Source organism: Paenibacillus sp. JT22N15 (genome assembly GCF_059383755.1).
Map to the genome: position 1 here is coordinate 521,952 of NZ_JBXENV010000002.1, position 25,507 is coordinate 547,458.

Here is a 25,507-nt window from a genome sequence, read left to right on the forward strand (position 1 = left end):
TTGCGGTGAAGCGAAGGCAAAGGCCCGTTTCGCGGTAAGCATAAGTAAAGCGGCCTTCAAGCGTGCAACCGAGCAACCGAGCAACCGAACAAGGCTTATTTTTTCATAAAAGTCCCTGCTGCCGGTACTTCTCAACCATTTGCTTCAAATCGCCATACGCTGCCGGTGTCAGCGGCGCTACCGGACGTCGCGATGGACCGGCGGGCACGCCGATCTCATTCAGCACCGCCTTCAGCACAGAAGGTAGCGTGCCCAAAGAAAAGGCACTCCGCAAATCCCGCAGCACCCGCTGCGCCTCCTCTGCCTCCCTATAGCGCTCTGCCTGAAAATGCTCATAGATTGCCGCCACCTGCGCCGGGAACACATTAGCCGTTGCCGCAATCGCACCGCTTCCGCCCGCCATAAGTGTCGGCAAGATAAGCGAGTCCGTTCCCGCCATCACCGAGAAGGAATCAGGTGTCTGGTCGATATATTGCAAAATCGTATCAAAGCTGCCGCTGCTGTCCTTAATGCCGACAATATTCGGGATTTGCGCAAGCTCGGCTACCGTTTTGGGCTGCAGCGCATTCCCTGTGCGGGCGGGGATGTTGTACAGCACGACGGGAATCGCAACCGCTGCCGCTACCTGTTCAAAATGATAGATCAGTTCCTGCTGTGTAAACGCAAGGAAATAAGGAGTAATGACCGAGAGCGCATCGACGCCTGCTTCCTGCAGCCGCTTAGCAAGCCGAACCGTTTCCAGTGTGCTCGCACAGCCTGCTCCGGCATAAACCGGCACGCGGCCCTTCGCTTCCCGCACAATGATTTCCGCTATTCGCACCTTCTCCTCGAAAGAAAGCGAGAAAAACTCGCCATTCGTGCCCAGACAAAACAATCCATGGACGCCAGCAGAGATGAACCGCTCCACCATTAGACAAAGCGCCTGCTCGTTCAGCTCCTCCTGCTCATCGAACGGTGTTACCATTGCCGGAATTATACCTTTCGCCAATTCCATCGCTAGTCCTCCTTTTTAAGGTAAGCCCTTACATTTTATTTCGCGCCATATGCCGCCTGCTCGCCTGCACTACGATGCCAAACTGGACACCCCCTCAAATATAATGTATATAAGATTTAAGAAGAAACTGTTGAAAGCGTGGTGCTCCAAAATGGATTTGCCGAAAATTGATAATTCTAACCTGTGGGACAAAACCTACACTCTATTAAAGGAAAAAATCATCCGCCGTGAATTTCTCGGCAATCAGAAGCTGCTCATTCCTGAGCTGGCTGCCCAGCTTGGCGTTAGCCGAACGCCGATTCGCGACGCCTTGAACCGTCTGGAAATGGACGGCCTTGTGAAGACGGTATCCAAGGTCGGCACCTTCGTCAATGCCATTGAAATACAAGACGTAATGAATGCTACCGATACGCGGATGATGCTGGAATTTTGGGTGGTGGACAAGCTAAGCTCCTGCACAAAGCAACAGCTTCATGAAGAAATTAGCAGGCTGGAACACATTGTCGAGCTGTCACTAAGCGAGCTAGAAGCACTTCCGCTCGATCAGTATTTACAGAAAGACTATAATCTGCTGTTCCATTTGGAATTCATGCAGCTTGGCGGGAACAGCCATAATGCAGCCATCTATAAAAGCCTGATGAACTATCGTTTCATCGCTGCAAGCAGCTCGCTCATCAGCAAAGAAATGGTAGCTGCCGCCATTAAGCAGCATCAAAACATCATTGCCGTCCTAAAGCTTGGCGATGCTGAACAAATGCGCGCGGTCATTCGTGAGCATCTGGAGGACTCTAAAAATCGCCTTATCGCTAAAATCACTGCAAATGGCGGCTCCATTTAGCACGAATTTGCATTCGGTCATTCTTTTTTCTTTTTTCTGATTATTGGTTTTGCCGTTTAGCGCTTGATAACCTTTATAACCTTTAATGATAAATGTTGTATACATCATTTAATGCTTATAATATAGCTTAACCCCTCAGCCTCGTCAATCCTTCTCTTTGCGCCTTGCCAATTAAATGGCAAGATGACTTTTTGCTCGGAGAAGGGTACAATAAAGGGAAGTAAGCTAATATCTATTATTGATTAACAGACAAAAGGAGTGTTACAAATGACACAATATCGTGAAATAGATTCAACTGAGCAATGGGATGCCGCTTTGGAAGGCTCGAAAGACCGTGCCCTTGTTGTTTTCAAGCATAGTACGACTTGCCCGGTGAGTGCGAACGCGCACAGCGAGTTCACAGCCTACCTGGACGCTAACCCGCGTCAGGATACGGATTATGTCCTTGTTAAGGTTATCGAATCCCGTCCGGTTTCGAACAAAATCGCTGAAGATACGTCGGTTAAGCACGAGTCGCCGCAAATTATTTTTATCCAAAATCAAGAGAAGGTTTGGAGCGCTACGCACTGGGCGATCACGTCCGAGCATATTACAGCGGTTCTTGACTAATCGAATGGTAGCTGCAAAATAGCTTTCTTTTGTAAAAGCTTAAAGACCGGGCCGCTTGTTTTCGCAAGCGGCTCGGTCTTTTTGGTATGTGCGAAGGGTCAGGCTTCCTTCTATGCCTGTCGGCAGTAAATGCCTTTCTAAGTGCCTTTCTAAGTGCCTTTCTAACCGCTTCCCGCTGAATAGGGTTCATTTGCAATAAAGCTGTCCCTTTTTTAAAGGCCGGCTTGTCCTTGGGAGGGAAAAAGAGTGTTCGAACGGATTTCTTTTGCGTTCGGATGCAAAAAGACGGTGTTCCAGTCGCTATCGACTTGGAACACCGTCTTCATTTTTGCTGCCTTGCAGGCATTGATGTTATTCGTATAATACTGAAAGCACTTTAGCAATAACGACTGCGGATTGAGCCCGAGTTGCCGTTGCTTGCGGCGCGAAAGCGCCATTGCCCATGCCGGAAATCAGCCCCAGCTGCTTAATGGCAGCTACTGCTTCCTGCGCATAATCCGAGATTTGCTCAGCATCCGTGAAGGAGGCTGCTGCGCCCGTAGGTTGCGCCGCCCCTGCATCTGCTGCGAATCCGCTTTGCTTCGCAGCGCGGTACAGCATAACCGCCATCTCTTCTCTTGTAATGGAAGCGTTGATGCCGAAGGAGCCGTCCGCTCTGCCTTTAATAATGCCATTCTGCTCTGCGGCAAGGACAGACTGTTCATACCAGCTTCCAGCCTTGATGTCGCTCAGCTTCGTTGAAGCGCCGTCTTTGCTCGCAAGACCGAACGCCTGAACGAGCATATGCACAAACTGTGCACGGGTAACGCTGCCCGCTGGCTGGAATTTGCCTGCTGCCGTGCCTTGAACGATGCCTTTGGCAGCAAGGCCTTCAATTGCGATCTTTGCCCATGGATACTGTGCGATATCATCGAACGAAACGTCTGCGTAAGCCGCTGCATAACGGCTGAAATGCGCCGCCTGGAATACGATTACTTGATCCTTTTCGCGATAAACACTGCTATGGACAGCTTCCAAACCGCCATTGCTATTCAAATAATAAACGATTGCCTGATGCGGCTGCTCGCCTGCTTTCAGCGTGTACGGCAAGGCAACTTCCACTTGCCCTTCGTTCCACGTTAATTGCTTGCCATCATGGACGAGCAACAAATCGTAAACTTGATGCGCGCCAACCTTCGCGCGTTCCTCCGCTGTAAGGGCAGCCGAGTCTACTTTCTCGGCTGTGAAGGCCAGCATTGCGGCGGGGTTTTGCGCCGCTGCGCTGGCAAGGGCTTCGACGGCGACGCTAATTCGTACGCCGTCCAGCCATACATGCAGCACCGGAACGTTGTGATCGGTGAGCTCTTTAATAGCAGCCGCGGGCAGCTGTACGACTGCCTGCTGCGGTGCAGCTGCTGGAACGACGCGAATCGTGACGTCGTTCCCGTTCGCCTGCGTCGCCGCCTTGCTCAGCTCGCTGGCGGCGACTGTCGCGACCAGCTTGCCGGATGCATCCGGCACGCCGTTCGCGATTGTAATTACAGCAGCAGCCGATGGCGCTGCTGTTGGCTGCGGGCTCGCCGTCGGAGTAGCCGGCGATGACGTGCCCGGCGCTGGCGTCACCGGAGATGCCGTTGGCGCCGGCGTCGCTGGTGATGGCGTCACCGGAGATACTGTCGGTGTCGGTACCTCTGGCGTTGGTGTTACCGGAGGTACTGTTGGTGTCGGCTCCTCTGGTGTTGGTGTTGGCGTTGGCGTCGGCCCCTCAGTCGCCACCTCCAGCCCTGCAAGCGCAGCTGTCACTGCTGCTGCTCTCGCAGCTACCAGCGCCTGATCAGCTTCCTGATCAGCGCTTGCCCGCTGCGCTGCAGCCAGCGCTTCGGCAAGCACGGACCAGCTTGCTGCCGTGTACTGGCTTTGCGTCAAGCCAGCTGCTTCAGCAATTGCGGCATTCAGCTCGGCCTTATCAGCCAGAGCCAGCCCGAATGCCTTGAAGTCCATCATGCCGACCCAGCCTTGGCCTTCGGTAATCGTCACCTTGAGATAACGGCCCGTATTATTGTCCGTCAGCTTATGGCTGTCCGAAGGCATGGCCAGCGTTTGCGTATCCGCTGCTGTACGGAACGTTACGCCATCATCGGAAATTTCCACCTTGTAATGGACGACTCCCGCCCATTTGTTGAGCACCACTTTTTTCACTAGCGAAGCTTGGCCCAGATCGACCATCCACCAGCTGCCAGCCCCTTTATCTGTTCCCCACGAAGTGCCTTCATTTTGATCGACTGCCCCTTCTGGAGCGTTGGTCTTGCCGCCGCCGCTGCCGGCGTTGCTGGAAGAAGTTGCTGCTTTAAACGCTGCAATATCCTGCAAAGGCTTAAGCGCTTGAATCGCGGAGGCAAGTGCTTCCGTCGCAGCCACAACCGCCGTTTGAACAGCCTGGCCATCATTGTTGACCGTCTTCGCATTCGCTAATGCAGCTTGCAGTACAGCCCATCCGGCCGCATAATATTCCGCACCGTCGAGCTGCTCTGCTGATACGATAGTGGTCACAAGCATGCCTTTGTCCACGTTCGACAAACCATTCAGCGCTGCCTGCAATTCGGCAACTGCATGATTGACGACCGTTTGCGTAGCTCTTGCATCACCAGAAGCCGTCCGTGCAACAGCAAGCGCACTTTGCAGCGCCTGCCAGCTTTTCGCCGACCAGTCCGCCTCTTGCTTTGCTTCTGCATCGGCAATGAGCCCCGTCAGCGCCGCCTTGTCCGCAGGCACCACTTCAAGCCCAGCGACAACGGAAGCCAGCTGCGCCTGTGCCGCATCCACTTCAGCTTGCGTTACCCCTTGAGGCGTATACGCCTGATCGTGAACGAGCTGCGCTTGAGCGATAGCAGGTGCAAGCTGCGGCCAGCTCTGCGGCGTAAAATCTGCCCGGGCGAGCGACTTCGCTTCAGCAATTGCGGCCGCCAAATGCTGGCGATCTGCCGGAACTGCCGTCAAGCCATGCTTATACACGTTCAAGGAATCCAGCGCATAGCCTTTATAGGCGTATCCGCCGTTTGCTGGATATTCATCATAATCAAACATCGCATGATTTTCCCATGCGTCGCCCTCAGACGCAATCCAGCCTACATTCGATGGAATCCATGCCGGCTCCCAATAGAAAAATCCGGCTCCCTTGTTATTTTCCACATTGGAGATCAAATCCATAATCGTTTGAATCGCGTCATATTGGCCTTGAACGGTCGCGTCCCATTTCGCTCCGCCCGTTTTCAGCTTTTGGTCGGAGTTAATAATATTTTCATGGGCATCGCCATTTTTATACGAAAAAGGATACGACGTCTCAGCAATGACCACTTCCTTGCCGTAACGCAGCGCCATATCATCCATATTGATTTTCACCGCTTCCAGCGTACCGTGCCAGAACGGATAATAGGATAAGCCGATAATGTCGTAATCGACTCTGCCATTGATGCCGTCGAAGAAATAACGGAAGGTCGCATTTTTGCCGCCTTCAGCAAGATGAATCATAATTTGAACATCATCGCCGCCAGGCAGGGCGCGAACAGCCGACGAACCGCTGTTCAGCAGCAGCGCTTGATCGTCAAAATTAACCGAGCCGCCTTTGCCCGTGAGCACGCCGCTGTTGATTTCATTGCCGATTTGCACCATGTCAGGCATTGCATTTACTGCCTGCAATTCTGAAATAACCTCGTACGTGTAATCGTATACCGCTTGGCCCAGCTCAGGCATCGTCAGGTTTTTCCACGCCGCAGGTCGAACCTGCTGGCCCGGATGCGCCCAGTCATCCGAATAGTGGAAATCGACGAGCAGCTTAAGCCCCTTCGCCTTCACTCGCTTAGCGAGTCTAAGCACATCTTCCTTATCATTGTAGCCGCCCGAGTTTTGCGGATCATTCCACACCCGCAGCCGGACGTAGTTTACGCCCCGGTCCTTCAAAATGTCCAGCAAATCGCGTTCCACGCCATTGCTGTCGTAATATTTTCCGCCGTTGTCCTCAATTGCGGTCAGCGTCGAAATATCCACCCCGCGAATAAAATCGTCACGATAGCCCAGCACCGTGACCGACGCTTTCGGCTGCACGCTCGCTCCCGTTACCGTTCCTGCTACTTCAAAGCTGCCCCCACCTGTATATTTCTGCGGGTCAACAGCGTCCCATGCGACATTGACAAGCCCAAAGCTGCCGTCCGCATATGCGGCATTCACCTGTGCCGGAAGGCTCGGAGCCGTACCGCTGTAGGTTTCGATATTTACCGCGTCATAGCCGGTAATGTCCGCTGGACTTTTCACCATTTCCTTCTCTGCTACCTTTAATTCTTTAATGCCCGGCCACCAGCCGCTTCCCGCATAAAAAGAAATCGTGACACGCACATAACGCATGCTGTCCGCCTCGAATGCAAGGCTTGCCGTCTGCTGCTTTGCCGCATTAGCCGATTTATCGGCAGCGACCGTCCAGTTCACATCGTCCGGCGATACCTCTACGATATACTTGACGATTTCATCTTCCTTCCAGGTGATTTCCACACCAGAAAGATCATATTCGCTGCCCAAATCCACTTTAAGCCAGTGTGTCGGACTTACAGCGCTTGCTGCGCTCCATGCCGTATCCGGATTGCCATCGACCGCGTATTCCTTCGGCTGGCCCCACTGCGGATCTATATATTCTTGGCTTGCTGTAACGATTTTGCCAAGCGCCAAATTTGCTGCAGCTGCCTTTACCGCCGCTTGCGGCCAGGCCATCTGTGTCATAAATAGCGCTACGACCAGCACGAGGCTGATGTACCCTTTCCCCTTTTTCATGTAAACCTCTCCCTTGATTATATTGTTTCTCCATGCTTCATCTAATTGTAAGCGATTTTATGAAAAGCGATATACATACCAAAAGCAACATTCTAGCATTTTATGCAACCTGTTTGACGCCGCACATTCCGAATTTTGGTAGCGCTATCATTCATAGGGTTTTCATAAGCGAAACCTGCGCAAACAGACACTTCAAATACTATCGATTAGAAAAATCCTGAATTAACGCGCTTAAGCCCCAGCCCGGGGATTAACGAAAATTTCGGCTAATCACTTGTTATACTCAAGCCGATGTTTTATATTGACATAACAGTAGGTCAAAAATTAAAGAGGTGAACGGACGAGATGACTCCACGCACGAAGGAACAAAACGATGAGATCCGGCTGCGGCGTCTGGCGCAAATCCGGAAAGCCGCTGCCGATGTGTTTTTGAATAAAGGGCCTTTACTGGAAATCCGCGATGTGGCCGCGCAAGCGGGACTCGGTTATGGCACGGTATACCATTATTACAGCAATAAGGGCGATTTGCTTCAAGATTTGCTATGGGATGCGTTCGAGCGGGCCGGCGATTGGCTGGTAGCCCCGCTAGAGGCAACGCTAGAGGCTCCGCTGGAGGTCTCCCGCGCTTCGGCCTCGGGGAAGGCACCGACGGGCAGGCATTTCAGCTTGGCTGCTGAGGCGGACACCGGGAACTCGGCTACCGCGGATTCCCGAAGCGGAAGCAGCGAAACGGCCGCTGCCGCAGAGCTTGGCCCCGTCGCCGCCGCAGGCTTCCGGCTGCTGCAGCTATGGGCGGAGGACCGCGCCCTTTACCTATTGTTTAAGATGGCCGGAGAGGACTTTGCCTCGCTGCCAGAAGCGCGCTCGGCCACGCTTTCGGCCGCCTTTCGTCGTGAGGTGCTGGCGCCGCTTGCCGCGCTGCTGGAAACCGGGCGTGAGCCGGACGGGGCTGCCGCTTCCGGCGAAAACGCGGCGGAGCCGCCGTATCAGCTGCAGCGCGCGGAAATGCTGCTGGCCGCCTTGGTCGGCTGCGCCTCAATTTCGCTTCGCCGCGGAAAACTGCAAGAGGAGGCCGGCGATATCGCCCGTTTTTTAAAATTATAGAATGGATAAGGAGCGAATAATGACAGATGATCATACTAAAATCACCTAGGGAAATCGAAGAGATGAAACCAGCGAGCCAAATCGTTGTGGACTGCTATCGCGAGGTGTCCAAACTGATCGAGCCTGGGATCACCACCCAGGAAATCAATGACTTTGTTGCCAGACACATCACCAAGCTGGGCGGCAAGCAGTTTACGAAAGGGTACAACGGTTACCCCGCCGAAACCTGCATTTCGGTCAACGATGTGGTGGCCCACGGCATTCCTTCGAATCAGGTGATTATGGACGGCGACTTGCTGAAGCTCGACATCGTTGTGGAATACGGCGGATGGTTCGGCGATTCGTGCTGGTGCTATGCGGTGGGCAATATCCGGCCGGAGGCGCAAAAATTAATGAAGGTGGCAAAGGAATGCTTGGATCTGGGGATCGCCAGGGCAATCCCTGGGGGCCGGCTTGGCGACATCACGTCGGCGATTCAAGAGCATGCGGAAGCGAATGGATTTTCGGTCGTACGCGATCTGCTGGCGCACGGGATCGGGCGGAGCCTGCACGAGGAGCCAAGCTACGAGCATATCGGCGTAGCTGGCAAAGGCATTCGGTTAAAGGAAGGCATGGTGTTTACGATTGAACCGATGATCAACGAAGGTACGTTCCGTATCAAGATCGACGACGATCGGTGGACGGCGAGAACAGCCGACGGCAAGCTGTCGGCGCAATATGAGCATACGATTGCAGTCACGTCCGACGGACCGCTGATTTTAACGGCCCATTAAAAATAGAGGCAAACGGACGGGAATGCGTCATTAAAGGAACTAAGTCGCTAACCCAGCCTGCTTGCCCTGACGAAAGTTCGTAATCCAAAACGACGAATAACCGCGCTGCCGCAAAAACAAGGCTGCTCTCCGTTTCCGGAAAACAGCCTCCTGTACATCCTCTAAAACCCACACGATTACCTTTGTCACACTATTCTTTAACCGAGCCTACGACGAGGCCTTTAACGAAAAACTTTTGCAGAAACGGATAAATTATGAGGACAGGAAGAGCGCCGATAAAAATTTGCGCTGCACTAACCGTCTTCTGCGAGATCAAGGCAAGCGATACGGGATCAAGGCTCATGGAGCTCATGTCGCGTGAAATAATGACCGTTTGCAGAAAGGTTGCCAGCGGATATTGGTGAACGCCTTCTGTGTACAGCAGGCCGTCAAACCACGAATTCCAATGGAACACGATGCTGAACAGGCTGAGCGTTGCAATGGCTGGCTTGGATACCGGCAGAAAGATCGTGAACAGCACCCGGAAGTGGCCTGCTCCATCAATCATAGCTGCTTCCTCCAGCTCCTTCGGAATGCCCCGGAAGAAGTTCATCATCAGAATCGTTAAATAAATATTAACCGCTCCGGGAAGCACCAGTGCCCAGAAGGAGCCCATCAGGTTCAAATTCTGGATCATCATATAGAAGGGAACAAGCCCGCCGTTAAAGACCATCGCGAAAACGAAAATCCAGGAGTAGTAAGAACGTGCCTTGAAGCTCGTGCTTTCTCTGGAAAGCGGGTAGGCTGCCATAAACGCCAGCAGCAGCGTAAGGGCCGTGCCAATGGACGTCCGCATGATAGATATCCAGATCGAGTTTAGAAAGATCGGGTTGTCGATCGTTTTGCGATAAGCCTCCAAAGTGAAATCTACCGGCCACAAATTAACGATATTGGCATCGGCCGCCGACTTCGCGCTGAATGAAATGGCCAATACATGAACAAGCGGGATAATGCACAGGAGCGAGATAAACAGCAGCCCTGTATTATTGAGTATAGAAAATATGCGGTATGACAGTGTTTTGTGGTACATTCTAGGCTCGCTCCATTCTTAGAAAATTCGATAGTTTGCCCATTTATAGGCCATGCGGTATGAGACGAAAATCAAGATCATGCTGATAATGGATTTGAATAATCCGACCGCTGTTCCAAAGCCCATTTCCCCGCTTATAATCGCTGTGCGATAAACGAACGTATCAATAATGTCGCCTTTATCGTAGACTAGCGGGTTATACAGGTTGAAAATTTGGTCAAAGCCCGCGTTCAAAATGTTGCCGAGTGCCAGCGTACCTACGACAATCGCCATCGGCACCATCGAAGGCATCGTAATGTGAAGCGTCTGCTTCCAGCGGCTTGCGCCGTCCACTTCGGCCGCCTCGTACAGCGAGGGGTTGATGTTCGAGAGAGCTGCCAGAAAGACAATCGTTCCGTAACCGAACTCCTTCCACACCTCGGAAATAATAACCGTAAAGCGGAACCAATTGCCTTCTCCAAGGAAGAAGATCGGTCCGATCCCGACCATGCCCAGAATCCGGTTTACAAAACCGCCATCGCTAGACAATATGTCGATCAAAATACCGCCCAAAATGACCCATGACAGGAAGTGGGGCAGATAGACCATCGTTTGCACATAACGCTTGAAAAGCTCTTTGCGCACCTCATTTAAGAAAAGAGCAAAGATGAATGGAGCTGCGAGGTTAAAAATAATTTTCAAAACCGCAATGACCAGCGTGTTCCAAATAACCTCCAGACTGTCCTCCCGCTCAAACATGTAGCGAAAATTATCGAGACCGATCCATTCCGAGCCTGTAATGCCCAGCCGGGGCTTAAAGTCTTGGAAGGCCATAACAATGCCCGCCATTGGCAAATAGCTGAACAAAATCAGAAAAACAAGGGATGGCAAAATCATGAGATGGAACGGCCAGTGGCGCTTTAGCTGCCTCATATTGTAGTATCCTCCTGAACGCATTTGTATGAATTACCTCAATTATAGCAACGCCCCAAACCGCCTGAACACATGACGGAACCAACATTGATGGCACTATTGCAACTACTTTTCACAGGAAACTCTCATAAAAAACAAAAGCAGCCTGCCGAGGGCAGACTGCTTTGCTGACTTGCACTATTTTACAGATGCATACCATTCATTTACTTCCTTCGTAATTTGCTCGCCGCCGGATTTATTCCAGCTGGCAACGAATGTATCGAAGGCATCAATCGGCTTTGTGCCGTAAATAATTTCGTTAAACGTTTGAAGCTCGATTTTTTTCAAGTAATCCATTTTCGACTTCATCGTCGGCGTTGTAGGACCCGTAAACATGTTCATAAGCGCAACATCCTTCTGGGACATGAGCACCTTCGCCGCTTCTGGCGTTTGCTTGCCAAAGCTGTTGGCAATGTCTTTCTCCAGCTTCGTCTCCGGCTCCTTGCCATCTGCAAGCGCCAGCAGAGCTGTCATTTGCGCGTCTGGAATACGTGCGCCATCACGAACGAGGAAATAACGAACAATGTTAATATAGCCTCCAGGGATATCATCTTGATAAAGCGTGTTGCCATTGGCATCAACATCATAGTCATAACCTTTGAACATGCCAACCTCAAGCGGGCTGCCCTTCGCAGGGTTTGCGAAGTTGTCAAACATCCAGTTCTCATAAGTGAACAAAGCCTCAGGATGCTTAATATCTTTGTTGATCAAAATAACAGCGCTGGAAAATGGCGTGCCATGGCTTGTCGCTTTGCCGTCAGGACCTTTTGGCAGTGCGATCGGCGTCCATTTTGCGGTTGGCACGTTTTTCGCTGTATCGACAAGCGGCCAGCCGCTCATCCAGTACGGTCCAGGAATAATGCCCGCTGTTCCTGCAACAGCTGGCTCAGCCGTTTTGTTCTCATCCCATAGAGCTGCTTCCTTAGGAATAAAGCCTTTTTTGCTCCATTCCGAAAGCTTCAAGAGGCCCTGCTTCATGCCTGTGTTAATGGAACCATATTCCAGATTTCCGTCAGTTCCAACATTCCATTGCTCTGGCATCGCGCCATAAGCGCCAAAAATCCATGATGGGTCGCCCATCCAGCTGCTCAGCTTCGTTTTGAAGCCAATGCTAAGCGGCGTTACTTTATCAGGAGCCAATCCGTCCGGATTGTTGTTTTTGAAAGCTTCCATCACAGTTTCCAGCTCGGCAATCGTTGTCGGAGCCTTCATATTCAGCTTGTCCAGCCAATCCTGGCGGATCCACAGCAAGTAGTCGTTGTTATAAGCATAATCCAGTACGGGAATACCCATTTTTTTGCCGTCGCGAATATATGGATTCCATACGTTAGGATCAAGCTCCATCGCTTTTTTCCAAGTATCATTTGCGTATTGGTCAAACAGGTCGCCAGCTTCGCGGAAATAGCCGGAATCGACCAGATCAGCTACCAGCTGCGGATCATTATTGCCCACTACCAGCACGTCAGGCATATCCTGTCCCGAGGACATGGCCAGGCGTAACTTTGTAGCTAAAGCATTGTTCGTATCCGTTACAGACCACAGCGATTTGATCTCGATGCCGAGCTGCTCCTTGGCCCATTTTGTCGCTACGTTGTTCTCAATCGTTTCACCATTTTTATATTTCACCTCAGGAGCTACACCCCATACGGTCGTCAATGTAACAGGCGGATCATATTTCTCTTTATATTCATTTCCTGTTGAAGCTCCTGTGTTCGTGCTCTCGCCCGTTCCTTTGTTGTCCTTGCCGCATGCTGCGAGCAGGCCGACAACGAGAATGAGGCTTAGTACGAGCAGCAGCTGCTTTTTGTAAGCGCTAATCATTTTTGTTTTTCCCCCTCCAACTGTGTGTTGCAATTGTTTATGACTTTATTATAGGAGCATTGCTGGGGAAGTCATATGACAATAACCGAACATTTCTGCACCTTTGGCAACCTGTTCGCTTTTTGCTATTGGTCGCGGAACTCCTGCGGCGTCATGCCATAATGCTTGCGGAAGATTTTGCTGAAATATTGCGGATTCTGATAGCCCAGCTCCGAAGTAATTTCATAAATTTTCTTATTAGTCTGCTTCAGCAAATAATGCGCCCGCTCCATTCGCATCCGGGTAATATAGTCACTGATGCTCTCGCCGGTCTGGGCTTTATAAATTTTGGACAAATAGACGGGATGCAAAAACACCTTGTCCGCAATCGTCTTCACCGATGTATCATGGCCAAGGCTTGCAGACACAAGCTCCTGCACCTGCTTGACCAGACTGCTCTTGGCGTATTCCTCCGTGCTCGACAGCTCTGTGCGCAAGCGCTCCAGCATATCTGTCGACCAATTCCGCAGCTTGTCCAGCGAATGAATAACGGTGTGGTCGAGCAGCATGTCGAAGCCCGCATGATCAATTTCATAAATAAATTGTCCCTGTTTATGGGCCGTATACATAAAGGCATTCGTAATCGAGAGAAACACTTCATACAGATGCTCCCGCGAAAACTTCACCTGCTCCAAATTGCCGAACACCTCATCGATTTTGAGCAGCGCTGTGTCCCACTGCTTGGACTCCAGCAAATGAATAAGCGTAGGCGGCTTATACAAGGCCTCCATCAGATTCACTCGCGTCTCCGGCTCCGCCTGGTGACTTTCCAAATAGACGGCAATGCCCGATTCATGAATCGCGCTCGATAAATAGACGCTCATCCCCGTCCGGTACGCATTCGCCATGCCGCTCGGGAAGGAGAACCAGTCGGAAATAATGAGCGACACCTCCGAACGGAGAAAATGGGAGATTTGCCGTCTAAAGACGTTCACCGCCTGCTCCAGCATCACCCGCCGCTGTCCTTTGTAATCCGGCGAAAAATCCAGCAGCCGCTGCTGCTCCTCATTTGGCTGCGCGACGAATATGAGGCAATTATGCGGCGCTTTGCCATACCATACGTTCATATGCTCGGCGAACACTTCCTCGCCAATATTGCCGACCGCATATTCCATCAGCTCCATGCTGCTGCGGTTGCTTTCATCATAAGGATTGCTGTATTGAATCAGCAAAATGACAGAAGGAGCATCAAGCCGCAGCGGGATTTCATATTGCGCCAGCTTGGCGTCAATCGTCGTGTCCGACAGCTGGCGGCCGAGCAGCAGATCATGCAGCAGATTGCGCCGCAGCAGCCCGTATTCCGACTTCATATTGTAAACGAGCTGATGGTATTGCTCCGCCTGCTCCCACTCCACCTTCAGCTCCTCGATCGTATTCATCAGGCTGCGCACAAATTCCTTATCGTCCACCGGCTTCAAAATATAATCGGACGCCTGCAATTGCAGCGCTTTTTTCGCATATTGGAAATCGGAGTAGCCAGTCATTAAAATGCAGCGCAAATCCGGCCAGAGCTTCTTCGCCTGTTCGATCAGCTGCAAGCCGTCCATCCCCGGCATCCGAATATCCGTGACCAAAATATCAATGTCACCCGCCTCCATAATAGCAAGCGCCTCGGCAGCAGACTCGGCCCGGTATATTTTGCTGACGCCAAGCTCTTCCCATGGAATGGTCTTCTCTAAGCTCAGCGTCACATAGGCCTCATCATCTACAAGCAGCAGTTCAATCATTATGATGCCCCTCCCTAAGTCAATGTCTGTTCAGTTTGTTTCTCGCGGGTCACATTCCAGCGAATTTGCACCTTTAAGCCGCCTAGCGGCGAAGGCGACAGCACAATGCCTGAGCTTGCCCCGAAACGCAAATGCAAGCGCTGATGGACGTTCCAAAGACCGCAGCCCATCTCCTGCTCCATAGGACGCGTCAATTGGTATTGCAAGGAAAAAAGCCGCTCTGGATCGAGCCCAACGCCATCATCCTCCACCGTAATCGCTGCAAACTCGCCGTCAAATTCACCCGATATGCGAATGCGTCCTGCATCTGGTGATTGCTCAATACCATGGATGACCGCATTTTCCACCAACGGCTGAATGACGAGCGGCGGAATTTGAAAACGCAGCAGATGCTCCGGGATGTCCAGCTCATAAGACAGCCGATTCATCCGCATTTGCTGAATATCCAAGTAGTTGCGGACAAAATCAATTTCCTCCCGCGCATCGACCAAATCCCGCTCCTGCCGTGTCGTATAGCGGTAGTAGTTTGACAGGTTCTGGCTCATCGCAATGACTGACTGATAGTTTTCCAGCTTCGCCATGCTCGATATAAAGGAAAAACAATTATAGAAAAAATGCGGGTTGATTTGCGATTGCAGCTGCTTGAGCTTCGCTTCTCGCACATGGATTTTTTCCAAATAAACATTTTCAAACAGCTCTTGAATTTGCTGAACCATCCGGTTGAAACGGATAAATACGAACTTAAATTCATTGTTGCCGCGCCCTTTCGGTGTAAGCCGGACGCCGTAATCGCCGTTTTTCAGCTTCTGAAAGCTGACTACAAGCTGCTTAATGGGAACCTGCACCTGCGCATAAAGCATATAGGCGATTAAACAGCTCATCAATAGCAGCAAACCAACCGAATAATAAAATAAACGGTTCGTTTGGTTGATGGGCTGGAGCACATCCGATAACGGGATATAATCAATCAAATCCCAGCCTATCGTTTCTGAACGGACAATATTGACCAAATAACGCTCCCCGTTCACTTGGACGGTATGGCTGCCGCTGGCCAGCAAGCCGCTCTCGTCCAATTGGGCAATGAGCCGATTTCCCAGCTGCTGGTCGGCGGTACGATTGTATATCGTGCCCCATTCCTCGTTGTAGTAGAAGGGGTCGCGCCGTCCATCTCGCTTGAACTGATCGAGCATGCCCTGAATATTCGAGCTGTCAAAGCTAACCTCAATGAGCAGTCCCGTATCCGTAGCCTGGGACAAATTATTGTAAGGCAGCGCCGTCATCAGCGAGAAACGGAAGCCATCACCGCCGAGCGGCTTCACCTGCCAGCCGCGTTTCAGACGGGCGGCCAGCGTCTCTTTATTATAGGGAACAGCATCGTTCACCGTGATGACGCGGGCCAGCGTAGGCGAATAAATCGCCAAATTGCTTTTCCAATTGGAGGAGCTTTCCTGAATGCTCAGCTTGGTCTGAATGCGCTTGACCATCGTAATCGCGGGTAGATCAAGATTGTCAAGGTCGACGTAATAATCGCGCAAATTCGCAATGTCCGGATCTTGAATGAGCAAATTTGGCCATAACCCCAGCAGATTAATCGAGGAATTGACCTGATTTTGAAAAAAAACGAGCTGATTCGTATTCGAGCGGTTGAGCTCGGAATCTAGAACTTCTGTACTAATATGATTGGAATAGGAGTACAGTCCTATGATCGGCAGCAGCATAATAATGAGCAACCCTACGATTTTGGAAAACAAATTTACTTTAGGCATCCGTACACCTGGCTTTCTTCTAATCAAAATGCTGCATTCAGTATAATGTCCCTCTCGAATTGGAGCAATGCCTGACCGGGCTGAAGCAAAGAAAATATTCGGCTGGTCTGTCATTATATGTCGAAAATCTCTTATAAAAATGATAAACTATTTAATAGAATTTCAACGAGAAGAGGTTTAGCATGTACAGCGCAATAAAACGCAAAAAAGGCTTTACCCTGGCATCCATCATCTCCTGCATCGTGCTTTTGTCCGTCCTCATTACCATCGTCATCAATATCATTATCGCTTTCAAATCCCAGAGGGAATCCCTTTATCATAATACACTGGAATTAAACCGCATTACGGCCGGTGATCTTAGCAAAACGACGCAATCATTACTTGTGTCTATGAAGCGCAGCCTTGAAATCGCAGCGAATTATTTATCCGATGCCGACCTTGAAAGCAGCGCTGTGCTGGCGCAGCTTGATTTTTTTATGGGAACCAACCATTACTTTAATTCGATTGCTGTCGTCGATGCTGAAGGCGTTATCGTCTCCAGCTCTCCTAACAATTTGGGCATAATCGGCCACAAGCTGTCAACTGATGAATCAAAGCTGGCGCTTAAAGTCCAGAAGCCGCACATTTCCAAGCCTTATATTTCTTCGACGAATCGGATGATCGTGCTGGTCAGCCAGCCGGTTTTCAGCCGGGAGGGCACCTATCGGGGATATGTGGCCGGAACGATTTATTTGCAGTATGAAAATATTTTCCGAGAAATTCTTGGCGTGCAAAACGAGAACAACAGCGGCTCTTATTTTTACGTCGTCGATGGGGAAGGCAATATGATCTATCACCCGCATATGGAGGATCATCCTGCTAATGTAAGCATGAATCCTGTTGTGCAGCAGCTGATGCAGGGGAAAAGCGGGCAACAGCAGGTGGTCAACAGCCAAGGTATCGAGTTTCTTGCCGGTTATTCCGTCGTACCCGAAACCAACTGGGGAATTGTTTCCCAAACGCCAGTCAGCTACGTGGAAAATAAAAGCTGGGATCTCATTACAGACATGCTGAAGGTATCAGCGCCGTTCGTGCTGCTGCTGCTTTTTCTGACCATGTGGCTGTCGCGCACGCTGTCCTCACCGCTCTACCAGCTGGCTAATTATGCGGCGCAGCTGACCAAGATGGATCAAATCCCGGACACGCTGCCTTCGCGCGTTTACTGGAATTATGAAGCGAACCAGCTAAACACCACCGTTGCGCTAGCTTTTCATGAGATGAAGCGGAAAAATGAAGAGCTGTTCCATGAGTCGCAGACGGACGCCTTGACGGGACTGCCAAACCGCCGAACGCTTAAGCTGATTACCGAGGATTTGGAGCTAAGGCAAATTCCGTTCTCTGTCATTATGCTGGATTTGGACCATTTCAAATCGGTCAATGACGAGTTTGGCCATCCGAAGGGCGATGAGGTGCTGCGCCTGCTTGCTGCCAAGATGCTGGAGCTCAAGCGCGAGGGCGATTATTGCTTCCGTTACGGAGGCGAGGAGTTTACAATCGTGCTGCCGCACACGTCAGAGGAAGAGGCGTTTGACGTAGCAGAGCAGCTGCGAATGCAGATGGAGCAGGCGATTACGCCAATCGGCCGCCAGGTCACCCTGTCGCTCGGCATCGCCTCCAATACAGCTCGATTAAAAGATACCGAAGATTTGTTCAAGCAGGCGGATGATGCGCTGTATGCCGCCAAGCATAGCGGCCGCAATCAAACGATTTTGCATAGTCAAATTTCGGAGTAGCAGAAATTAAGATAAGTTAGATGCATTTTCAGTTTGCAGCATGATACACCGCTGCCACTTGGCTTTCTCAGCCGTGGCAGCGGTGTTTTTTCTTTCCTGTCTAGAGTGTGTGCGCACACCGGAGCTCGCCTGCTGCTGCTTGCAATGCGCTTAGTTGAGGCTGCCAATCTCATCAGATGATTCAGGGCTTAAGGAGCCGCAGCGCGCGATTGCTGCTGCGACTGCTGTTACTGAAAGCCCGTTGCTGAGACTAAGCGGTTCGAGATATTCTCTCCATTTTTGGAGGACACAGATTCCGCTATTCTGGTTTTTTCTTTGATTTTAGACTATAAGCGGACTGTAAAGCCGTTATGGCTCTCATTATCCTGCCAAAATGGCCATTTACAGCGAATTAGCTGCCCCTGAGTCCGCATCCTGTGCCATAACCCGTGATCTTGTTGAAATAGCGGCTGCTGTGTCCATCAAGTCTATCTTTGTGCGGCGAGAAATCCCCTATAACGAAGAGCATGATTAGGCTCGCTTCTGTTCGCATAATATGCTCTAGGTTTTGGGATGAGCGAGAATGGTGGATTACTTAATTAGCTCGGCATAGGCTTCCGCGGTCAGCAGCTTGCCGAGCGCCTCCTCCAAGCCTTCCTCGAGCTCAACCTCCACAATCCAGCCGCCATCATAAGGCTCGCTGTTAATTAGCTCAGGCTGGTCAATGAGCGTGCTGTTCACCTTCGTAATCCGGCCAGATACCGGGCTATACAGCTCCGACACCGTCTTAACCGACTCAATGGTGCCGATGCTGTCGCCAGCCGAAACCACCGCACCAACCTCTGGATACTCTACGAATACGATGTCGCCCAATTGGCCTTGCGCATGATCGGTAATGCCGACCAGCAGCTTCCTTCCCTCCGTCTGCAGCACCCATTCATGCTCATCGCTATACCGCAGCTGCTCCCTAATTTCGCTCATTGCCAGCGCCTCGCTTTCTCACTCAAGTTCAAATTCAAGTTCTATTTACCGTTTTAATTCAGCGTCAAGCGTAAACGGCTGTCGCCGTCCTCTGGCGGCAAAGCTGCCGTTTCGAGGGTGATATATAAGAATGTATAAGTGTGAAATTTATATATTCTTATCTTTAAAAAAAGACAGAGAAAAGGCGTAATTGCCCATTCTCTGTCCTCGGTACCTGAGAGCTTGAGAGCAAGCCGCAGGCAAAGCCAGACGGCACTCCTTACCCCTTTGGCGGCTATTCGCACTCTCCAGAGCTGCGTCAAATGCCGGTACGTTTACCTGAGAGATTATTCGTTATCCGGCAAGGATAACGGCTTGCTCCTTCGGTGCTGCCGGGTCGGCTATCCATCTGGCCGCAGGCAGTCTCTCCCGATCATCATCATCCGCATATTCATTTGCCTTGATTCCCCACAAGCATAGCTTATTCCTCAAAAGCATGTCAACATTCCTAACAAATAAGTCAAAAAACCGCAAAAAAAGATTGACATCCATATCCAGCTGATGCGTATAATGTTGGCAAAGGCATAAAAGCAGCGACCTAATTAAATACGCGGATGATGGCAGCGGGAGAGATTACTGATGGACAGGTAACGCCGAAGGAGTAAGCCTTTCAGGTGAATCTCTCAGGCAAAAGGACCTTTGTCGGACGCACCTCTGGAGAGCATTCGCCACGAGCGAATCACCCAAGGGGAAACTTACGCATATATGACGTATTTTGTCATGTTTTTCAAGGCGTGGGACAACTCTCAGGTACAAAGGACAGAGCGAAAGGAAAGATGGATGGGCGAAGCAAGCTTCGCGGCGCCCCCCCTTTTTTCCTTTCGCCTGTCCTTTTTCTTATGCCTATTGAAAAATTCCGCGCTTCATTCGAGCCAAATTAGAATTAAATTCAAGCTTAGAACTGCATTCAAGCTGAAGGGGTGATTTTGTTGAGCAGCCTTAAACGTACGCCGCTTTTTCCGTTGTATGCCGATTTCAAGGGTGCCCGCTGCATTGATTTTGGAGGCTGGGAGCTTCCCGTCCAATTTTCAGGTATTCAGCAGGAGCATGCGGCCGTCCGCGAGCAAGCTGGATTGTTCGATGTCTCCCATATGGGGGAGTTTATCGTTAGCGGCGCGGGCTCTGAAGCCTTTCTCCAGCAAATGACGACAAATGATGTGTCGCAGCTACAGGACGGACAGGCGCAATATACGATGATGTGCTACCCCGATGGCGGCGTAGTCGACGATCTGCTCATTTATAAACTGGGAGAGCAGCAGTACATGCTCGTCGTTAACGCTTCGAATATAGATAAGGATTGGCAGTGGCTGGAGACACAGGCCGATGGTGACGTTTCGCTTCGCAATCAATCCGATGGCACAGCGCTGCTGGCGCTGCAAGGCCCGAAGGCTTTGGCTATTTTGTCGAAGGTGACGAATGCGCCTGTCGCGGCACTTCCGGCGTTTCATTTTTTAAATCAGGTTTCCGTATACGGACATGCAGCCTTAGTTTCCCGTACCGGCTATACGGGCGAGGATGGGTTTGAAATTTATTGCAGCAGCAGCATAGCCGCCTCGATCTGGCGAGGACTGCTTGCAGCTGGAGAAGCTTATGGACTTGTGCCCGCCGGGCTTGGCGCCCGCGATACACTGCGTTTCGAAGCCAAGCTGCCGCTTTACGGGCAAGAGCTGTCGGCGGATATTTCGCCGCTGGAGGCTGGACTTGGCTACTTCGTTAAACTGGATAAGGGCCCGTTTATCGGCCGCGAGGAGCTCCAGCGCCAGAAGTCGGAAGGCATTCCCCGCAAGCTCATTGGCTTGGAATTGCTGGAGAGGGGCATTCCGCGTCCCCATTATACCGTCCACAATGCCGAAGGAGAACAGATTGGGGAAGTCACGACGGGAACGCAATCGCCGACTCTGAAGCGCAATTTGGGTCTGGCCCTTGTACAAAGCGCCTATGCAGCCATCGGCACGGAGCTATGGCTCGATATCCGCGGCAAGCGGCTGAAAGCTGTCGTCGTAAAAGCTCCATTTTATAAACAGCCCAAAGTCATTCCCGCCCAATCCTGAACATGCTGCATGTACGCTAACCACTACGCCCCCATCAGGGCTTGCAAAGAAAAGGAGCGATCGCCATGTATAAGCACCGATATTTGCCGATGACCGAGCAGGATCAGGCCGAAATGCTCACCGCCGCTCACGCCAGCTCCATTGAGGAGCTATTCTCCGATATTCCTGCCGCTGTGCGCTATGACGGGGTTTTGCCCATGTCCGGGCAGCTCGATGAGCCTGCCTTGCTGCGCCATTTGCGCGAGCTATCGGACAAAAACGCCGACTTCGACCGCTATACGAGCTTTCTCGGTGCAGGGTTGTACGACCATCACATTCCTGTCGTCATCAACCATATGCTGTCCCGCTCGGAATTTTATACCGCCTATACCCCGTATCAGCCGGAAATCAGCCAAGGGGAGCTGCAGGCGATTTTTGAATTCCAATCGTATATTTGCGAGTTGACCGGCATGAAGGTCGCCAATGCCAGCATGTATGACGGGGCTACGGCGCTCGCCGAAGCTGCGGCGCTGGCCAGCGGAGCGACGAAGCGCAAGCAAGTTATTGTGTCCCGCACCGTCCATCCGGAGGCTCGGGAAATTTTGCTGACTTCCGCACACGGACTAAATTTGGAAGTAGTAGAAATCGGCTATCAAAATGGCGTCACCGATGTGGATGCGCTGCAAGCAGCCCTTACCGAAAATACAGCTGCCGTTCTCATTCAATCTCCTAATTTCTTCGGCTGCATCGAAAACATTCGCATGATCGAGCCGCTCGTTCATGCCAGTAAAGCGCTGCTCGTCGTCAGCGCCAATCCCATCTCGCTCGGCTTGCTGGAATCGCCGGGCGCGCTTGGCGCCGACATCGTCGTCGGCGATGCGCAGCCGCTGGGCATTCCCGCATCGCTTGGCGGTCCGACCTGCGGCTTCTTCGCGGTGTCGGAGCCGCTTATGCGCCGCATTCCCGGGCGCATCGTCGGGCAAACCGTCGACAAGGACGGCAAACGCGGCTTCGTCCTGACGCTCCAAGCCCGTGAGCAGCATATTCGCCGCGAGAAGGCGACGTCGAATATTTGCTCCAATCAGGCGCTGCTCGCATTATGCGCCTCCATCTATATGTCAGTGCTCGGCAAAGCAGGCATGCAGGAGGTAGGGCTGCTCAATGTGCGTAAAGCCCACTATGCTGCTAGCGTGGCGGCGAATGGGCCGCTGGAGCTAGCTTTCTCGTCTCCCTATTTCAATGAGTTTGTCGTCAAGCTGCCGGATTCAGCCGACCTTGCTGGCGTAAGCGCCAAGCTGCTGCAAGCGGGCTATATAGGCGGCTACGATCTAGGAACCGCCTACCCAGAGCTGAAAAATCATATGCTCATCGCCGTAACTGAACGCCGCACAAAGGAAGAAATCCATGCATTCATTCATGAATTGGAGGCCTGTGTATGAAAGCCGAGAAAGCGTTGATTTTTGAGCTCAGCAAGCCGGGGCGTATCGCCTATTCGCTGCCTGAGTGCGACGTTCCTGCACTTGCAGCCAGTGAACTGCTGCCTGCGGAGCTGCTGCGCCAGCAGCCTGCTGAGCTGCCTGAGGTGTTTGAGGTTGATGTCATTCGCCATTACACCGAGCTGTCACGCCGCAACTTTGGCGTCGACAACGGTTTTTATCCGCTCGGCTCCTGCACGATGAAATATAATCCAAAAATCAATGAGGATACCGCCCGCTTCCCCGGCTTCGCCAAAATCCACCCTTACCAGCCGGAGCAAAGCATTCAAGGCGCTCTTGAGCTGCTTTACACGCTGCAAAACGACCTCGCCGTTTTAACCGGCATGGATCAAGTAACGCTTCAACCGGCAGCGGGGGCGCATGGCGAATGGACCGGCCTTATGCTCATCCGCGCCTATCATGAGAGCCGCGGCGAAGCCCGCACCAAGGTGATCGTGCCGGATTCCTCGCACGGCACGAACCCGGCGAGCGCGACCGTTGCCGGATTCAATACGGTGACGATCAAATCGGATGTGCGCGGCATGGTTGATTTGGACGCGCTTCGAGCTGCCGTCGGCGCAGATACAGCCGCGCTTATGCTGACGAACCCGAGCACGCTTGGCTTGTTCGAGGCGCAAATTGTCGAAATTGCCGCCATCGTCCATGCGGCAGGAGGACTGCTCTATTATGATGGCGCCAATTCGAACGCCATTATGGGCATTGCCCGTCCGGGCGACATGGGCTTCGATGTCGTCCACTTGAATTTGCACAAGACGATGAGCACTCCGCATGGGGGCGGCGGTCCTGGTGCTGGCCCAGTCGGCGTCAAAAGCCTGCTTGTGCCGTTTCTGCCAAAGCCCGTCGTCAGCAAGCGGACCGACGGCACCTATTATTGGGATACCGACCGGCCGGAATCGATTGGCCGCATCAAAGCCTTTTACGGCAACTTCGGCATTCTGGTGAGAGCCTATACGTATATTCGCACTTACGGGCCAGAGGGGCTGCGCCGTGTATCGGAGCTTGCGGTATTGAATGCCAACTACATGATGCACCGCCTCGCACCGTATTACGAGGTCGCTTATCCCGGGCTGTGCAAGCACGAATTCGTGCTGTCTGGAAAAAGGCTTAAAGCGTACGGCGTGCGCACGCTGGACGTCGCCAAGCGGCTGCTGGACTTCGGCTATCACCCGCCAACGATTTATTTTCCGCTAAATGTAGAGGAATGCATCATGATCGAGCCAACCGAAACGGAAAGCAAGGAAACGCTGGATGGCTTTATCGACACGATGATTCAAATTGCGCAAGAGGCAGAGCAGACGCCTGAGCTTGTCCTCAATGCCCCTTATACGACAGTTGTCAATCGTCTGGATGAGACGACAGCGGCCCGCAAGCCCATTCTAAATTGCACCTGCGGATAGCCGCCGCTCCATTCAGGAAATAACTGGAATAGAGTAGTGTTCCATCGAAAATAGGTTTACAATGGAAATAACGATGGAACCTACAGGATGTGATTGCACATGGATTTTTCTTGGAAAAGAAACTTATATGTATTGTGGATTGGCGTGTTTTTTACGAGTACGGCTTTCACCACCTCCATTCCATTTATTCCGCTGTTTCTCTCAACCGAGCTTGGTGTTGAGAAGCATCTGGAGGCTTGGTCCGGCATTTCTTTCGGTATTACCTTTCTCGCAAGCGCGCTTATTGCCCCTTATTGGGGGTCGCTCGCTGACAAATATGGCCGCAGGCCGATGCTCATTCGCTCGGGGTTTAGCCTAGCCGTTCTTTACATGATGACCTACTTTATTTATGATCCTTATTTGTTCGTTGTGCTTCGAATTTTCCAAGGCCTGCTTGCCGGCTTTGTTCCAGCCTCGATCGCACTAGTCGCCACCAACACGCCGGAGCACAAAACAGGCTATGCTCTTGGCATAATGGCGACAGCAGGCGCGACAGGCGGTATTATCGGCCCCGTCATTGGCGGGGTCGTCAGTCATTACATCGGCAATCGCGAAGCTTTCCTGTTCTCAGGAGGCATCGTCCTGATTGCCGCGCTTATTGCCGTCTTTTTCGTGAAGGAAAAAAACTTCAACCGTTCAGGCGCCCGTTCCTCGATCAAAGAGGATTTGAAGCTTGCACTATCCAACCGTTCCTTCACCACACTGCTGATTTTGGCGGCTCTGGCAACGTTCTCGGTGATGATTCTGGAGCCGCTGCTCACCGTCTATGTTATGCAGCTTGGCGTCAGCGGCAGTGAAGCTGCCCTGCAGTCAGGCATCGTTTTCTCGGCCGTCGGGATCGCCACGCTCATTGCAGCCCCGCAGTGGGGCAAAATCGGTTCAAGGATCGGTTTTTCCAAGGTGTTGTTCATAGGTCTTGTCGGCGGCGGGATCGGCAATTGCTTGCAATTTTTCGTCAGCGATTACGTAGAATTCGGCGCGCTGCGATTTATCTATGGGCTGTTTTTCGCCAGCGTCTACCCGGCTATTAATGCCTTGATCGTCAAGGTGACGGACAGCAGCTTTAGAGGACGAGCCTTCAGCCTCAATCAGTCGGGGACCATGTTCGCAACGATGCTGGCTCCCGTCATTGGCGGCGTGCTTGGAGGCATCATCCCGATTCGCTGGGTATTCATCATCAACGGGCTGATGCTGATCGCAGCTGCCCTGTTCCTGAAAACCCACGCGCTCGGCGGCTCAGCACAGAATGCAGCAGACACAGGCAAGCAGCCTGCCCGTCCATAGCC

At 51.8% G+C, this 25,507-nt stretch carries 17 protein-coding genes and 3 riboswitches; of the genes, 9 read left to right on the forward strand and 8 right to left on the reverse strand.

Annotated elements, in window-relative coordinates; all coding sequences use genetic code 11:
• Window positions 1-103 precede the first annotated feature (103 nt).
• Window positions 104-994 (reverse strand): 4-hydroxy-tetrahydrodipicolinate synthase, encoded by an 891-nt coding sequence (dapA, locus tag AC50X8_RS05915; protein WP_494879045.1) that lies wholly within the window; start codon window positions 992-994, stop codon window positions 104-106.
• A 151-nt stretch (window positions 995-1,145) separates the two neighbouring features.
• On the opposite strand from dapA, the gene AC50X8_RS05920 reads away from it, so the two are divergent.
• Together AC50X8_RS05920 and ytxJ are read left to right on the forward strand one after the other, a co-directional pair.
• On the forward strand, window positions 1,146-1,832 hold the full coding sequence (locus AC50X8_RS05920; RefSeq protein WP_494879046.1) for a GntR family transcriptional regulator: 687 nt from the start codon (window positions 1,146-1,148) through the stop codon (window positions 1,830-1,832).
• A gap of 267 nt (window positions 1,833-2,099) precedes the next feature.
• The gene (gene ytxJ / locus AC50X8_RS05925) at window positions 2,100-2,441 is read left to right on the forward strand and encodes a bacillithiol system redox-active protein YtxJ (protein WP_494879047.1); all 342 of its coding nucleotides are present in this window, start codon (window positions 2,100-2,102) and stop codon (window positions 2,439-2,441) included.
• A gap of 351 nt (window positions 2,442-2,792) precedes the next feature.
• Here the strand turns inward: ytxJ and AC50X8_RS05930 are convergent, their stop codons facing one another.
• On the reverse strand, window positions 2,793-7,238 hold the full coding sequence (locus tag AC50X8_RS05930; protein WP_494879048.1) for a glycosyl hydrolase 53 family protein: 4,446 nt from the start codon (window positions 7,236-7,238) through the stop codon (window positions 2,793-2,795).
• A gap of 345 nt (window positions 7,239-7,583) precedes the next feature.
• On the opposite strand from AC50X8_RS05930, the gene AC50X8_RS05935 reads away from it, so the two are divergent.
• Both AC50X8_RS05935 and map read left to right on the forward strand, forming a co-directional pair.
• Window positions 7,584-8,342: a TetR/AcrR family transcriptional regulator gene (locus tag AC50X8_RS05935; protein WP_494879049.1), complete on the forward strand. Its 759-nt coding sequence runs from the start codon at window positions 7,584-7,586 to the stop codon at window positions 8,340-8,342.
• Between the two features lie 26 nt (window positions 8,343-8,368).
• Entirely contained in the window at window positions 8,369-9,115 is a 747-nt protein-coding gene (map, locus tag AC50X8_RS05940) for a type I methionyl aminopeptidase (protein ID WP_494879050.1), read from the forward strand.
• Between the two features lie 190 nt (window positions 9,116-9,305).
• On the opposite strand, the gene AC50X8_RS05945 is transcribed toward map, so the two are convergent.
• The 5 genes from AC50X8_RS05945 to AC50X8_RS05965 form a co-directional block, all read right to left on the reverse strand.
• Window positions 9,306-10,184 (reverse strand): carbohydrate ABC transporter permease, encoded by an 879-nt coding sequence (locus tag AC50X8_RS05945; protein ID WP_046231688.1) that lies wholly within the window; start codon window positions 10,182-10,184, stop codon window positions 9,306-9,308.
• A gap of 18 nt (window positions 10,185-10,202) precedes the next feature.
• Entirely contained in the window at window positions 10,203-11,096 is an 894-nt protein-coding gene (locus AC50X8_RS05950; protein ID WP_056031947.1) for an ABC transporter permease, read from the reverse strand.
• Window positions 11,097-11,273: 177 nt separating this feature from the next.
• The gene (locus tag AC50X8_RS05955; protein WP_056031949.1) at window positions 11,274-12,956 is read right to left on the reverse strand and encodes a type 2 periplasmic-binding domain-containing protein; all 1,683 of its coding nucleotides are present in this window, start codon (window positions 12,954-12,956) and stop codon (window positions 11,274-11,276) included.
• Between the two features lie 125 nt (window positions 12,957-13,081).
• Window positions 13,082-14,722 carry a response regulator gene (locus AC50X8_RS05960; protein WP_056031952.1) on the reverse strand — a complete coding sequence of 547 codons (1,641 nt, stop codon included), beginning with the start codon at window positions 14,720-14,722 and terminating at the stop codon, window positions 13,082-13,084.
• A 14-nt stretch (window positions 14,723-14,736) separates the two neighbouring features.
• On the reverse strand, window positions 14,737-16,488 hold the full coding sequence (locus tag AC50X8_RS05965) for a sensor histidine kinase (RefSeq protein WP_494879051.1): 1,752 nt from the start codon (window positions 16,486-16,488) through the stop codon (window positions 14,737-14,739).
• Window positions 16,489-16,670: 182 nt separating this feature from the next.
• Here AC50X8_RS05965 and AC50X8_RS05970 point away from each other — a divergent pair, with 182 nt between their 5' ends.
• Window positions 16,671-18,260, forward strand: coding sequence for a sensor domain-containing diguanylate cyclase (locus AC50X8_RS05970; RefSeq protein WP_056031955.1), 1,590 nt, complete (start codon window positions 16,671-16,673; stop codon window positions 18,258-18,260).
• A gap of 570 nt (window positions 18,261-18,830) precedes the next feature.
• Here AC50X8_RS05970 and gcvH read toward each other — a convergent pair.
• Entirely contained in the window at window positions 18,831-19,220 is a 390-nt protein-coding gene (gene gcvH, locus AC50X8_RS05975) for a glycine cleavage system protein GcvH (RefSeq protein WP_056031958.1), read from the reverse strand.
• A 296-nt stretch (window positions 19,221-19,516) separates the two neighbouring features.
• Window positions 19,517-19,641, reverse strand: a riboswitch (glycine riboswitch).
• Between the two features lie 172 nt (window positions 19,642-19,813).
• Window positions 19,814-19,908: riboswitch (glycine riboswitch) on the forward strand.
• Between the two features lie 3 nt (window positions 19,909-19,911).
• Window positions 19,912-20,024, forward strand: a riboswitch (glycine riboswitch).
• Between the two features lie 164 nt (window positions 20,025-20,188).
• Between gcvH and gcvT the strand changes: the two genes are divergently transcribed.
• From gcvT to AC50X8_RS05995, 4 genes are all read left to right on the forward strand, one after another.
• Window positions 20,189-21,310, forward strand: coding sequence for a glycine cleavage system aminomethyltransferase GcvT (gcvT, locus tag AC50X8_RS05980; protein WP_056033013.1), 1,122 nt, complete (start codon window positions 20,189-20,191; stop codon window positions 21,308-21,310).
• Window positions 21,311-21,375: 65 nt separating this feature from the next.
• Window positions 21,376-22,728 (forward strand): aminomethyl-transferring glycine dehydrogenase subunit GcvPA, encoded by a 1,353-nt coding sequence (gene gcvPA / locus AC50X8_RS05985; RefSeq protein ID WP_056031967.1) that lies wholly within the window; start codon window positions 21,376-21,378, stop codon window positions 22,726-22,728.
• A complete protein-coding gene (gene gcvPB / locus AC50X8_RS05990) occupies window positions 22,725-24,182 on the forward strand; it encodes an aminomethyl-transferring glycine dehydrogenase subunit GcvPB (protein ID WP_056031970.1) in 1,458 nt (485 codons plus the stop codon). Before gcvPA ends, gcvPB begins: the two co-directional genes overlap by 4 nt.
• A gap of 99 nt (window positions 24,183-24,281) precedes the next feature.
• Window positions 24,282-25,505, forward strand: a complete 1,224-nt coding sequence (locus AC50X8_RS05995; RefSeq protein ID WP_494879052.1) for an MFS transporter — start codon at window positions 24,282-24,284, stop codon at window positions 25,503-25,505.
• The last annotated feature ends 2 nt before the right edge of the window (window positions 25,506-25,507 follow it).

Bases quoted from the DNA above. Each gene is read 5' to 3' on its own strand.
- AC50X8_RS05930 (WP_494879048.1), bottom strand. From the start codon at position 7,238: ATGAAAAAGGGGAAAGGGTACATCAGCCTCGTGCTGGTCGTAGCGCTA.
- AC50X8_RS05945 (WP_046231688.1), bottom strand. From the start codon at position 10,184: ATGTACCACAAAACACTGTCATACCGCATATTTTCTATACTCAATAAT.
- AC50X8_RS05935 (WP_494879049.1), top strand. From the start codon at position 7,584: ATGACTCCACGCACGAAGGAACAAAACGATGAGATCCGGCTGCGGCGT.
- gcvPA (WP_056031967.1), top strand. From the start codon at position 21,376: ATGTATAAGCACCGATATTTGCCGATGACCGAGCAGGATCAGGCCGAA.
- ytxJ (WP_494879047.1), top strand. From the start codon at position 2,100: ATGACACAATATCGTGAAATAGATTCAACTGAGCAATGGGATGCCGCT.
- AC50X8_RS05920 (WP_494879046.1), top strand. From the start codon at position 1,146: ATGGATTTGCCGAAAATTGATAATTCTAACCTGTGGGACAAAACCTAC.
- AC50X8_RS05960 (WP_056031952.1), bottom strand. From the start codon at position 14,722: ATGATTGAACTGCTGCTTGTAGATGATGAGGCCTATGTGACGCTGAGC.
- map (WP_494879050.1), top strand. From the start codon at position 8,369: ATGATCATACTAAAATCACCTAGGGAAATCGAAGAGATGAAACCAGCG.
- AC50X8_RS05970 (WP_056031955.1), top strand. From the start codon at position 16,671: ATGTACAGCGCAATAAAACGCAAAAAAGGCTTTACCCTGGCATCCATC.
- gcvPB (WP_056031970.1), top strand. From the start codon at position 22,725: ATGAAAGCCGAGAAAGCGTTGATTTTTGAGCTCAGCAAGCCGGGGCGT.
- AC50X8_RS05950 (WP_056031947.1), bottom strand. From the start codon at position 11,096: ATGAGGCAGCTAAAGCGCCACTGGCCGTTCCATCTCATGATTTTGCCA.
- AC50X8_RS05995 (WP_494879052.1), top strand. From the start codon at position 24,282: ATGGATTTTTCTTGGAAAAGAAACTTATATGTATTGTGGATTGGCGTG.
- dapA (WP_494879045.1), bottom strand. From the start codon at position 994: ATGGAATTGGCGAAAGGTATAATTCCGGCAATGGTAACACCGTTCGAT.
- gcvH (WP_056031958.1), bottom strand. From the start codon at position 19,220: ATGAGCGAAATTAGGGAGCAGCTGCGGTATAGCGATGAGCATGAATGG.
- AC50X8_RS05965 (WP_494879051.1), bottom strand. From the start codon at position 16,488: ATGCCTAAAGTAAATTTGTTTTCCAAAATCGTAGGGTTGCTCATTATT.
- AC50X8_RS05955 (WP_056031949.1), bottom strand. From the start codon at position 12,956: ATGATTAGCGCTTACAAAAAGCAGCTGCTGCTCGTACTAAGCCTCATT.